Raw genomic sequence first — 12,758 nt, forward strand, 5'->3', positions numbered from 1 at the left:
TCGCAAGGACAACCAGCACCCGACCCACCCCCGAGACAGCCGAGTTCGCCGTAGGCGACGGCCGGCGACCGACGGCCGGCCCCGCACCGCCCAGCCCCGAGGAACGCCTTGAACGCCACACCCGCCCCAGACGACCACGCAGACCAAGGTCCGCAGGGACGCTCCGTTCCGCTCGCCGAGTCGGTTCCCCAGCAACGCAGTCGCGCCATCCCGCCCGAGCAGCCCCACGACGAGACCGGGGACCTTCTGGAACACCCCGACCCGCACGTCGCCGCCCAGGCCGCCGCCGTGGAGAACCTGCTGCGCTGCTGGGTGCGCGAGACGAACTTCCCCGCACCCGACACCGGCACCCTCCGCATCCCCCTGCCCGCCAGCGGTACGGCCCTGATCACTCCGGTCCGCCACTGGTCCCCGACCGGCTGGCACCGCTTCGGCCCACCCCGCCTGGCCGGCGTCCCCGCCCCACCCGTCGACGCGCTCACCCTCGCAGCCCTGCTCGGCAGGGAGACGGCGGGCGCGGCTGGGGGCATGGCAGGCCGACCCGAGACTGTCCCCGGTCCGATCTACGGCGTCCCCGGTCAGACCGATGGCGGCGCCCGTCCGGTCGACGGTGTTCACGGCCAGGCCGGTGGCAGCGCCGGCAAAGCCGACGGCGCCGGTCCGGTCGACGGCAACCTCGCCCGACCCGATGGCGGCCTCCTCCGTCTCGGCGGCGAACCGCCCCGCCTCAACGGCGGTCCCTTCCAGCCCGACGACCGACCCCGCCTCGCCGAAGACGCTCCCCGCGCCCAGGCCGCCGCCCCCGACGCTGGCGACCTCGTGGCCCGCGTCGCCGACTCCCTGCGCCGCACGGTCACCTTCATCGCGGACCGGCGAGCCCGCCCCGCCGACGGCCCCGACCGGTTTCTCGCCGCCGAGCAGGCCCTCCTGCTGGGCCATCCACTGCACCCGACCCCCAAGAGCCGCGAGGGGCTGACCGACTCCGAAGCCCGGCTCTACTCGCCGGAGTTGCGTGGCTCCTTTCCCCTGCACTGGATGGCGGTCGCCTCCTCCGTGCTCGCCACCGACTCGGCCTGGACCGAGCGCGGCCGCCCCGTCCCCGTGCCGCACCTCATGGAAGGCCTGGCCGGTACGGCCCTACCCCTGCCCGACGGCTGTGCCGCCGCCCTGCCCCTGCACCCCTGGCAGGCCCGTGAGGTCCGCCATCGCGAGTCGACGGCCGCCCTGCTCGACGCCGGACTCCTACGCGACCTGGGCCCCCTCGGCGCACCCTGGCATCCCACCTCCTCCGTACGAACCGTTCACCGCACCGGCGCCCCCGCGATGCTCAAGCTGTCGCTGGGGCTGCACATCACCAACTCGCGGCGGGAGAACCTCCGCAAGGAGCTCCACCGCGGTGTGGAGATGCACCGTCTGTTGCGCACCGGCCTCGCCAAGCAGTGGCAGACCGTCCACCCGGGCTTCGACATCGTGCGCGACCCCGCCTGGCTGGGCGTGGACGGCCAGGACGGCCGACCGGTGTCCGGACTGGACGTGGTGATCCGGCACAATCCGTTCACCCCGGCCGAGGACGTGTCCTGCCTCGCCGGCCTGACCGCACCCGTCCCCGTCGACTCCCGGGCGGGGGACGGCGGTACCCGGCCGAACCGGTCCCGGCTCGCCCAGGTGGTCGCCCGGCTCGCCCAACGCACCAGCCGCCCCGTCGGTGCCGTCAGCGCCGAGTGGTTCCTGCGATACCTGGAACAGGTCGTCCGCCCGGTGCTCTGGCTCGACGGCGAGGCCGGTATCGCCTTGGAGGCGCACCAGCAGAACACCCTGCTTCTGCTGGACACCGACGGCTGGCCAGCCGGCGGGCGCTACCGGGACAACCAGGGCTACTACTTCCGCGAGTCCCGGCGGACGGAACTCGACGCCCGGCTGCCCGGCGTCGGAGAGCACAGCGACACCTTCGTCTCCGACGAGGTCGTCGACGAACGCCTCGCCTACTACCTCGGCATCAACAACGTGCTCGGTCTGATCGGCGCGTTCGGCTCACAACGGCTCGCCGACGAACGCCTGCTGCTGGCCGCCTTCCGGCGGTTCCTCACCGACGTGGGTTCCGGACCCGCCCGGCTGCCCACCACCCTGCCCGGTCGCCTGCTCGACTCACCGGTCCTGCGCTGCAAGGCCAACCTGCTGACCCGGCTGCACGGCCTCGACGAACTCGTCGGCCCGGTCGACACCCAGTCCGTCTACGTGACCATCACCAACCCCCTCCACCCCTGACCGTCCGACCCAGGCCGTCCTGCCCACGCCGACTTCATCTCCGGCCCTCCGCCCGTCCGACCTCTGCCCCTTCGACCATCCCCGGCGTCGACCAGGTGCTTCCGACAACTGCCCTCCACCCACCGTCGGCCACCGACCGTCCGCCTCCCATCGCCCGTCATGCACCGACCTTCAATCACCGACCTCCATTCACCTCGCCGACCGAGGAACATGACCCACCTCGTCTCCTGAGAGGAGCGCACCATGCCTCCCACCGACGCGAGCGCCGACGCAGGCCCCGTACCGGTCCACCCCGTCCATCCCGCCCGCTCAGGTCCCGCCGAAGACACCCGGGACTGTGAGGACACCCTGGACCTCCGGCTGCCCGCCGATCTCCTCGCCCTCTTCGCCGGGAAGGTGAACTCTGCCGCGCCCAGCCACGACGGACAGACCTCCTCCCAAGACCAGCTCGGCCCACTGGACACGCTCGACCTGCTCGATCAGCCGGCCAACTGGGGTCCCACCGAGACCCCCGTCGGCACCTTCCACCTCGTGCCGGCCCACGTCGAACGCGACCTGCCGATCATCAGCCGCTGGATGAACGACCCCGCCGTCGCCGCGTTCTGGCAGCTGGCCGGTCCACAGGCGCAGACGGAGGACCATCTGCGCGCCCAACTCGCGGGAGACGGACGCAGCGTGCCCTGCCTGGGCAGCCTCGACGGCACGCCGATGAGCTACTGGGAGATCTACCGGGCCGACCTGGACCCGCTGGCCCGCCACTACCCGGCCCGCCCGCACGACACCGGGATCCACGTCCTCATCGGCAACGCCGCCGACCGTGGGCGCGGACTGGGATCCGCCCTGCTCAGAGCCACCGCCGATCTCGTACTCGATCACCGCCCCGCCTGCGCGCGCGTCGTCGCGGAGCCCGATCTTCGCAACACCCCCTCCGTGGCCGCCTTCCTCGGTGCGGGCTTCCGCTACGCCACCGAGCTCGACCTGCCTGCCAAACGAGCCGTCCTCATGATCCGGGACCGGTCCCTACGTCATCTGATGTAGCGCTGAGTGATGGCGCGTACACATGTAGTACGAAGCGGCCGCCGATCAAGTTCCCGGGTCCCGGAAGAATTCGGCAGAGCCTGCGTTCCGGCCATCCAGGACGACTGGAGGACATGAGGACATGAGGACATGAGGATGAGGACGGCAGGAAACGACACGGGCGAACACCCTGGCCTGCCCTTCCCTGCGCGGCGCCGCCACGGTGTCCTCGCGGTCCCGGCTCAGCCCACCCGTCCAGGAGCGCCCCGCTTGATCCCGCCCCTCGTCCTCGCCTTGATCGCCCGATTGTCAGTGCCGGGCCGTAGGGTGGTCGCGCTATGACGAAGCCCTCACTCCCTGAACTCCTGCATGCCGCTGTCACAGCTGTCGGCGGTACGGAGCGCCCCGGCCAGGTGACCATGGCCGAATCGGTCGCCGAAGCGATCGACGACGGATCCCATCTGCTGGTCCAGGCCGGCACCGGCACCGGAAAGTCGCTCGGCTATCTGGTGCCCGCGCTGGCCCACGGGGAGCGGGTCGTCGTGGCGACGGCGACCCTCGCCCTGCAGAGACAGCTCGTGGAGCGGGATCTGCCGCGTACCGTCGACGCCCTGCACCCGCTGCTGCGCCGGCGCCCGGAGTTCGCGATGCTCAAGGGCAGGTCGAACTACCTGTGTCTGCACCGGCTGCACGAGGGTGTGCCGCAGGACGAGGAGGAGGGACTCTTCGACCAGTTCGAGGCGGCGGCACCGACCAGCAAGCTCGGCCAGGACCTGTTGCGGCTGCGGGACTGGTCGGACGAGACCGAGACCGGTGACCGTGACGGACTCACTCCGGGAGTCTCCGACAAGGCCTGGGCCCAGGTGTCGGTCTCCTCGCGGGAGTGCCTGGGCGCGTCCAAGTGCGCCTACGGCGCCGAGTGCTTCGCCGAGACGGCCCGTGAGCGGGCCAAGCTCGCGGACGTCGTCGTCACCAACCACGCGCTGCTCGCGATCGACGCCATCGAGGGAGCCCCGGTGCTCCCGCAGCACGAGGTGCTGATCGTGGACGAGGCACACGAACTGGTCTCGCGGGTCACCGGCGTCGCCACCGGCGAGCTCACCCCGGGTCAGGTCAACCGTGCCGTCCGGCGCGCCGCCAAACTGGTCGACGAGAAGGCCGCCGACCAGCTCCAGACCGCCGCCGAGGGCTTCGAGCGGCTGATGGAGCTGGCCCTGCCGGGCCGCCTGGAGGAGATCCCGGAGGATCTCGGCTACGCCCTGGCCGCCCTCAGGGACGCCGCCCGCACCGTGATCTCCGCGATCGGGACGACCCGCGACAAGTCGGTCCAGGACGAGGACGCGGTCCGCAAGCAGGCCCTGGCCTCGGTGGAGGCGGTGCACGACGTGGCGGAGCGGATCGTGAACGGCTCGGAGTGGGACGTCGTCTGGTATGAACGCCACGACCGTTTCGGGGCCTCCGTGCGGGTCGCCCCGATGTCGGTCTCGGGCCTGCTGAGGGAGAAGCTCTTCGCGGACCGCTCGGTCACCCTCACCTCCGCGACCCTCAAACTCGGCGGCGACTTCAACGGCGTGGGTGCCTCCCTGGGCCTCGCCCCCGAGGGCACCGAGGGCGACGACCTCCCGCAGTGGAAGGGCGTCGACGTCGGTTCGCCCTTCGACTACCCGAAGCAGGGCATCCTCTATGTCGCCAAGCATCTGTCACGCCCCGCGCGGGACGGCGACCGCGCCGACATGCTCGATGAACTGACCGAACTGATCCAGGCGGCCGGAGGCCGCACCCTCGGCCTCTTCTCCTCGATGCGGGCCGCTCAGCAGGCCGCCGAGGAACTGCGCGTCCGGATCCCCGAGTTCCCGATCCTGCTGCAGGGTGAGGAGACCCTCGGCGAGCTGATCAAGAATTTCGCGGCGGACCCCCGGACCTGTCTCTTCGGCACGCTGTCGCTGTGGCAGGGGGTGGACGTCCCGGGCCCCAGCTGCCAGCTCGTCGTCATGGACAAGATTCCGTTCCCGCGCCCTGACGACCCGCTGATGAGTGCCCGACAGAAGGCCGTCGAGGACGCCGGCGGCAACGGCTTCATGGCGGTCGCCGCCACCCATGCCGCGCTTCTGATGGCCCAGGGTGCGGGCCGGCTGGTCCGGGCGTCCGGGGACCGGGGCGTGGTCGCCGTACTCGATCAACGGCTGGCCACCGCGCGGTACGGCGGTTACCTGAAGTCGTCACTGCCCGACTTCTGGTACACCACGGACCGTAACCAGGTCCGCAAGTCGCTGGCCGCCATCGACGCGACGGCTCGACAGGCGGAGACGAACTGATCGTGGGTCGGCCTGACCCGCGCCGGGGCAGGCCGACCCACGATCCGAAGAGGCGGCCACAGGGCTCCGGACAGTGCAAGACCCCGGAACCGGCGCAGGGGTTCCGGGGCCCGATCGGAGGGCGGGCGGAATGACCGCCCGCCGCAGGCGTCAGACGCGCCGCAGTACCGCGACGACCTTGCCCAGGATGGTGGCGTCGTCGCCGGGGATCGGCTCGTAGGCCGAGTTGTGGGGGAGGAGCCAGACGTGGCCGTCCTCGCGCTTGAAGCGCTTGACGGTGGCCTCGCCGTCGAGCATGGCGGCGACGATGTCGCCGTTCTCGGCGACCGGCTGGCGGCGGACGGTGACCCAGTCGCCGTCACAGATCGCGGCCTCGATCATGGAGTCGCCGACGACCTTGAGGACGAACAGCTCGCCGTCGCCGACCAGCTGCCGAGGGAGAGGGAAGACGTCCTCGACCGACTCCTCGGCGAGGATCGGGCCGCCGGCGGCGATCCGGCCGACCAGCGGGACGTACGACGCCGCGGGCTTGCCAGCGGTGTCCGTGGGCTGCACGGACACCGCCTGGTCGGAGCCGCGGACCTCGTACGCGCGCGGGCGGTGCGGGTCGCGGCGCAGGAAGCCCTTGCGCTCCAGCGCCATCAGCTGGTGTGCCACCGAGGACGTGCTGGACAGGCCGACGGCCTGGCCGATCTCCCGCATCGACGGCGGGTAACCCCGCCGCTGCACCGAATCCCTGATCACCTCGATCACGCGGCGCTGACGGTCGGTGAGGCCCGAGCTGTCCGCCCGGATGCCTGGAGGTCGGCCCGGTAGGGAACGCTTGTGTCCCTCGGGGTTCACGGCTTCGTTCATGGCATGCACCGGGTCGAGTCGGCCCTGGGAGCGGTCCTGGGCGGTGATGGTGGCACTGTCTGCGGTCGTGGTCACGTCGGCCCCTCTCGATGGTCTCCCTGCTGGACAACGGTAGTTGCTTTCGAAAGGTTGCGCCAAACACACGTTCGAGTGAAAAAACGCGGTTCACCGTACGCGATCGCATGTCTGGGTGTATGGCTCACGCGGTACCCGGCAGACAAAAGGTTCCATCGCTGTAATCTTCACCGCCGGGCCGATGGTCCGGCGGGTGTGCTCAGTCTGCCATCCGGACCGCCGCCGGCCGGGACGGCTGTCCCCATCTGCTCCGGAGTCGCACGTGACCTCCGTGCGGCGCCCACGGTATCTCCGTATCCGCCGTAGCGGTACGTGTGCGACACGCGCAACCTGGCGATGTATCAGCCAATCACCACATCTAGTGGTTGGATTCTCGAGGCAGCCCACAAGTTGTGGTCCCCCGGGTCTCCGGTGGCTCTGAGATCGCCTATGCTTGGGGCTGCTTCGTGGGGCCCGGGTGGTCCAGCGAGGTCATTGAGTCTGCTGTGAGGAGGGTTGGAGATCATGCACTGCCCCTTCTGCAGGCACCCCGACAGCCGTGTGGTCGACAGCCGTACGACCGACGACGGCACGTCGATCCGCAGGCGCCGCCAGTGCCCCGACTGCTCCCGTCGTTTCACGACCGTGGAGACGTGCTCGCTCATGGTGGTGAAGCGGTCCGGAGTGACCGAGCCATTCAGCCGTACCAAGGTCATCAATGGCGTGCGCAAGGCGTGCCAGGGGCGGCCTGTCACCGAGGACGCACTCGCCCAGCTCGGCCAGCGGGTCGAGGAGGCGGTGCGGGCCACCGGAAGCGCCGAGCTGACCACCCACGACGTGGGGCTGGCCATACTCGGCCCATTGCAGGAACTCGACCTCGTCGCCTACCTGCGATTCGCCTCCGTCTACCGGGCTTTCGACTCGCTCGACGACTTCGAGGCCGCGATCGCGGAGCTGAGGCAGGCGGCACGGGGCCCCGTCGCGGACGACGAAGACGCGGGAACGGGGAGCCAGGAAGACGATCACGGGCCGGGCGGTGCCACTCGGACGCCCGAGCCCGTCCATCTCGCCGGCTGACGGGCGGACCGGAACCGGGCGGAGGACTCGGATCCGGTTGTCGGACGGTGATCCAGGACTTGTCGCGGGTGGCAGCTGAGGGTGCCCGCGGCGTGACTACAGAACAGCGTGTCACGGGAACATCGTGGCATTTCAGGGCGTTTTAGCCCGTAGAGGGAGGCGGCATGACAGAGACGGCGAGCGGTCCGGCACGGAGTTCCCGCGCGAAGGGGACCAAGGCCACCAAGGGGCTGCGTATCGAGCGCATCCACACCACCCCCGGCGTACACCCGTACGACGAGGTGAGCTGGGAGCGCCGTGACGTCGTCATGACCAACTGGCGCGACGGCTCGGTCAATTTCGAGCAGCGTGGCGTCGAGTTCCCCGACTTCTGGTCGGTGAACGCGGTCAACATCGTCACCAGCAAGTACTTCCGGGGTGCCGTCGGCACCCCGCAGCGCGAGACCGGCCTCAAGCAGCTGATCGACCGCATCGTGAAGACGTACCGGAAGGCCGGCGAGGACCACAAGTACTTCGCCTCGCCCGCCGACGCCGAGATCTTCGAGCACGAGCTGGCCTACGCGCTCCTGCACCAGATCTTCAGCTTCAACAGCCCCGTGTGGTTCAACGTGGGCACACCGCAGCCCCAGCAGGTGTCCGCCTGCTTCATCCTGTCCGTCGACGACTCCATGGAGTCGATCCTCGACTGGTACAAGGAAGAGGGCATGATCTTCAAGGGCGGCTCCGGTGCCGGCCTGAACCTCTCCCGGATCCGCTCCTCCAAGGAGCTGCTCTCCTCCGGCGGCAACGCCTCCGGCCCGGTCTCCTTCATGCGTGGTGCCGACGCCTCCGCCGGCACCATCAAGTCCGGTGGTGCCACCCGCCGCGCCGCCAAGATGGTCATCCTCGACGTCGACCACCCCGACATCGAGGACTTCATCGAGACCAAGGTCAAGGAGGAGGAGAAGATCCGGGCCCTCCGCGACGCGGGCTTCGACATGGACCTGGGCGGCGACGACATCACGTCCGTCCAGTACCAGAACGCCAACAACTCGGTCCGTGTGAACGACGAGTTCATGAAGGCGGTCGACCAGGGCGGCCAGTTCGGCCTGCGCGCCCGGATGACGGGCGAGGTCATCGAGGAGGTCCAGGCCAAGAGCCTGTTCCGCAAGATGGCCGAGGCCGCCTGGGCCTGCGCCGACCCCGGCATCCAGTACGACGACACGATCAACCACTGGCACACCTGCCCGGAGTCCGGCCGGATCAACGGCTCGAACCCCTGCAGCGAGTACATGCACCTGGACAACACGTCCTGCAACCTCGCCTCGCTGAACCTGATGAAGTTCCTGAAGGACGACGGCCAGGGCCACCAGTCCTTCGAGGTCGAGCGCTTCGCGAAGGTCGTCGAGCTGGTCATCACCGCGATGGACATCTCCATCTGCTTCGCGGACTTCCCGACCCAGAAGATCGGCGAGAACACCCGCGCTTTCCGCCAGCTCGGCATCGGCTACGCCAACCTCGGCGCGCTGCTGATGGCGACCGGCCACGCCTACGACTCCGACGGCGGCCGCGCGCTGGCCGGTGCCATCACCTCCCTGATGACCGGCACGGCGTACAAGCGCTCCGCCGAGCTCGCCGCGGTCGTCGGCCCGTACGACGGCTACGCCCGCAACGCGGACGCCCACAACCGCGTCATGAAGCAGCACGCGGACGCCAACACGGCGGCCGTCCGCATGGACGACCTGGACTCCCCGGTGTGGGCCGCCGCCACGGAGGCCTGGCAGGACGTGGTCCGCCTCGGTGAGAAGAACGGTTTCCGTAACTCCCAGGCGTCCGTCCTCGCCCCCACCGGCACCATCGGTCTGGCGATGTCCTGCGACACCACCGGTGTCGAGCCCGACCTGGCGCTGGTGAAGTTCAAGAAGCTGGTCGGTGGCGGCTCGATGCAGATCGTCAACGGCACGGTCCCGCAGGCCCTGCGCCGCCTGGCCTACCAGGAGGAGCAGATCGAGGCGATCGTCGCCCACATCGCCGAGAACGGCAATGTGATCGACGCCCCCGGGCTCAGGCCCGAGCACTACGAGGTCTTCGACTGCGCCATGGGCGAGCGTGCCATCTCCCCGATGGGCCACGTCCGCATGATGGCCGCGATCCAGCCCTGGATCTCCGGCGCCATCTCCAAGACGGTCAACATGCCGGAGACGGCGACCGTCGAGGAGGTCGAGGAGATCTACTTCGAGGCATGGAAGCTCGGCGTCAAGGCGCTCGCGATCTACCGTGACAACTGCAAGGTAGGCCAGCCCCTCTCCGCGAAGACCAAGGAGAAGGAGAAGGCCGAGGTCACCGAGAAGGCCGAGGCGACCATCCGCGAGACGGTCGAGAAGGTCATCGAGTACCGCCCGGTCCGCAAGCGCCTCCCGAAGGGTCGTCCCGGCATCACCACGTCCTTCACCGTCGGCGGCGCCGAGGGCTACATGACGGCCAACTCCTACCCCGACGACGGTCTGGGCGAGGTCTTCCTGAAGATGTCCAAGCAGGGCTCCACCCTCGCGGGCATGATGGACGCCTTCTCCATCGCGGTCTCCGTCGGTCTCCAGTACGGCGTGCCGCTGGAGACGTACGTCTCGAAGTTCACCAACATGCGCTTCGAGCCGGCCGGCATGACGGACGACCCGGACGTGCGGATGGCGCAGTCGATCGTCGACTACATCTTCCGCCGCCTGGCGCTGGACTTCCTGCCGTTCGAGACGCGCTCCGCGCTCGGAATCCACTCCGCCCCGGAGCGCCAGCGTCACCTGGAGACGGGTTCCTACGAGCCGTCCGAGGACGAGGTCGACGTCGAGGGCCTGGCCCAGTCGGCACCGCGCACTCAGGAGCTGAAGGCCGTCGCCTCCCCGAAGACCGAGGCCGTGGTGGCCAAGCCCGCCCCCAAGCAGGCCCACACCAGCGCCGAGCTGGTGGAGATGCAGCTGGGCATCCAGGCCGACGCCCCGCTCTGCTTCTCCTGCGGTACGAAGATGCAGCGGGCCGGTTCCTGCTACATCTGCGAGGGCTGTGGCTCGACCAGCGGCTGCAGCTGACGGGTTGACATGAAGTGAAGTAAGGGGCGTCGGCCGCGGCCGACGCCCCTTACCGCTGTTCCTGGTCGCCTGCCGTCACGGCCGGCCGAGGCCGCCCATGGCGCGGGTGAAGACCACGGGGTCGTCCTCGAAGCCGTGCAGACCGGGCCGGAAGCTCCAGTCGCCGGATCCGTCGCGTACGAACTCCGCGACGGCGGCGGCCGTCGCCCCGAGGACGGAGCCGAAGTCGTCCTCGGCCAGCACGTTGTAGCCCTCCCGGACGCGCACTTCCGGGTTCAGGACGTTCACGAACGTCCGGTGCGCGGACCGTTGTTGTATGACGGCCCCGACCACCACGCGTGTGTACCGGGCGTCGAGCCGGTCGAGTTCGAGCGTCATCACCTCGTCCCAGCCGAAGCCCTTGCCGTCCTGGCTGTCCCGGTTGAGGAAGATCGTGCCGTCCGGTGAGCGGCTGTCGAAGTGCACGAGATAGGCCGCCGTCCCGTACGGGTCGCCCGCCGTGTAGGTACCGGCGATGATGTCGAGATCGGTGGGCGGCTGCCCGGCCGGGCTGGGATCCCACTTCAGTGCGACCTCGACCTTGCTGATCGCCTTGCTGAAACCGCTCATCACGCGTCCCTTTCCCCCTAGAGGTCCCTGCCCCAACTGATCGGCTGCCAAGGCTCTTTACCCATCGTGCCACCTGCGCCGGGGCGCATGCGCGGGTGATCTCCGCCGGAGCGTGACCGGCGCCACGTCCCATGGCCTTACGATGGCGCGGTGCTGGTCAAGTGGATTCGCTGCACCGTGGTGGACCGCCGCGGGTTCGAGCGGGGGCAGCGGAAATGGGCGGGGCTTCTGGGGGAGCCGGGGTTTCGGGGACAGGGCGGGGGCTGGAGTCGGCAGCGAGCGGGGGTGGCGCACACCTTCGCCTTCTGGGAGAGCCGTGCCTTCTACGACTCCTTCATGGCGCGCTCACATGATCGTCTGGCCGCGTCCCAGTCCGGCACGTACAAGGACCAGCAGGTCAAACTGTTCGAGTACCGGTTCGATGTGAAGACCGGCTTCGAACCGCGGTTCACGGACTCCGATCTGGTCCGGGTGGCCCTCTGCCGGGTGCACGAGGAGCGCGTCGAGCACTTCACGCTCATGCAGGAGAAGGTCTGGAACCCGGCGATGGCCGGCTCGCCCGGCATGATCCGAGGCATGTTCGCGGAGGCCCCGGCGAACGAGTTCATGATCCTTTCGATGTGGCGATCGGCGGCCGAACACGGTAAATACCGCACCGAGCGGGTGGAGCGTCTGGCGTTGCGCGCCCAGACCGAGACCGACATCGCGGCCCTCACGGGCGACATCGTGGAGCTCGAACCGAGCTGGATCGTTTGATTCTCCAACCCTCGATTTGTGTGACCTACGCTGTACGGAGCCCATCCGAGTGCTCGACTTTCCGCCACTCGATCTAGGGTTTTGGCATGGCACGACCACGGCGCATCGTCCTTGTCCGGCACGGCGAGTCAACCGGCAATGTCGACGACTCCGTGTACGAGCGGGAACCCGACCACTCACTGGCCCTGACCGAGCGGGGCTGGCGGCAGGCCGAGGAGACCGGAAAACGCATCCGGGAGATCTTCGGCCGGGAGCCCGTCAGTGTGTACGTCTCCCCGTACCGCCGTACGCATGAGACCCTCCGCGCCTTCCACCTCGACCCGGACCTCATACGCGTACGCGAGGAGCCCCGGCTGCGCGAGCAGGACTGGGGAAACTGGCAGGACCGCGACGACGTCCGGCTGCAGAAGACCTACCGGGACGCGTACGGGCACTTCTTCTTCCGCTTCCCCCAGGGCGAGTCCGGGGCCGACGTGTACGACCGGGTCGGCGGCTTCCTGGAGAGCCTCTTCCGCAGCTTCGAGGCGCCGGACCACCCGCCCAACGTGCTCCTGGTGACCCATGGCCTGGCGATGCGGCTGTTCTGCATGCGCTGGTTCCACTGGACGGTCGCGGACTTCGAGTCGCTGTCCAACCCGGGGAACGCCGAGATGCGGATGCTCGTTCTCGGTGAGGACGGCAAGTACACGCTCGACCGGCCCTTCGACCGCTGGCGGGACCCGGAGGCCCCCTGGATGAGCGGCTAGGCTGA

At 69.4% G+C, this 12,758-nt stretch carries 9 protein-coding genes; 7 read left to right on the forward strand and 2 right to left on the reverse strand.

The window, feature by feature from the left end:
• The first annotated feature begins 108 nt into the window (after positions 1–108).
• From ACZ4O3_RS00300 to ACZ4O3_RS00310, 3 genes are all read left to right on the forward strand, one after another.
• The gene (locus ACZ4O3_RS00300) at positions 109–2,265 is read left to right on the forward strand and encodes an IucA/IucC family protein (RefSeq protein WP_467720649.1); all 2,157 of its coding nucleotides are present in this window, start codon (positions 109–111) and stop codon (positions 2,263–2,265) included.
• 243 nt (positions 2,266–2,508) lie between these two features.
• Complete coding sequence (locus ACZ4O3_RS00305) at positions 2,509–3,303, forward strand: GNAT family N-acetyltransferase (RefSeq protein WP_467720650.1); 795 nt, start codon at positions 2,509–2,511, stop codon at positions 3,301–3,303.
• Positions 3,304–3,620: 317 nt separating this feature from the next.
• On the forward strand, positions 3,621–5,597 hold the full coding sequence (locus ACZ4O3_RS00310) for an ATP-dependent DNA helicase (protein ID WP_467720651.1): 1,977 nt from the start codon (positions 3,621–3,623) through the stop codon (positions 5,595–5,597).
• Positions 5,598–5,747: 150 nt separating this feature from the next.
• Here the strand turns inward: ACZ4O3_RS00310 and lexA are convergent, their stop codons facing one another.
• A complete protein-coding gene (lexA, locus tag ACZ4O3_RS00315) occupies positions 5,748–6,527 on the reverse strand; it encodes a transcriptional repressor LexA (RefSeq protein WP_362579448.1) in 780 nt (259 codons plus the stop codon).
• A gap of 504 nt (positions 6,528–7,031) precedes the next feature.
• Here lexA and nrdR point away from each other — a divergent pair.
• A complete protein-coding gene (nrdR, locus tag ACZ4O3_RS00320) occupies positions 7,032–7,583 on the forward strand; it encodes a transcriptional regulator NrdR (RefSeq protein WP_362718077.1) in 552 nt (183 codons plus the stop codon).
• Positions 7,584–7,747: 164 nt separating this feature from the next.
• Positions 7,748–10,642 (forward strand): vitamin B12-dependent ribonucleotide reductase, encoded by a 2,895-nt coding sequence (locus ACZ4O3_RS00325; protein WP_362718074.1) that lies wholly within the window; start codon positions 7,748–7,750, stop codon positions 10,640–10,642.
• Positions 10,643–10,717: 75 nt separating this feature from the next.
• Here the strand turns inward: ACZ4O3_RS00325 and ACZ4O3_RS00330 are convergent, their stop codons facing one another.
• Positions 10,718–11,251, reverse strand: a complete 534-nt coding sequence (locus tag ACZ4O3_RS00330; protein WP_362718071.1) for a TerD family protein — start codon at positions 11,249–11,251, stop codon at positions 10,718–10,720.
• A 150-nt stretch (positions 11,252–11,401) separates the two neighbouring features.
• Here ACZ4O3_RS00330 and ACZ4O3_RS00335 point away from each other — a divergent pair, with 150 nt between their 5' ends.
• The gene (locus ACZ4O3_RS00335) at positions 11,402–12,007 is read left to right on the forward strand and encodes a YdbC family protein (RefSeq protein ID WP_362718068.1); all 606 of its coding nucleotides are present in this window, start codon (positions 11,402–11,404) and stop codon (positions 12,005–12,007) included.
• An 86-nt stretch (positions 12,008–12,093) separates the two neighbouring features.
• A complete protein-coding gene (locus tag ACZ4O3_RS00340; RefSeq protein WP_362718065.1) occupies positions 12,094–12,753 on the forward strand; it encodes a histidine phosphatase family protein in 660 nt (219 codons plus the stop codon).
• Positions 12,754–12,758 lie beyond the last annotated feature (5 nt).

The sequence above is a fragment of the Streptomyces sp. NPDC026515 genome, assembly GCF_055567595.1.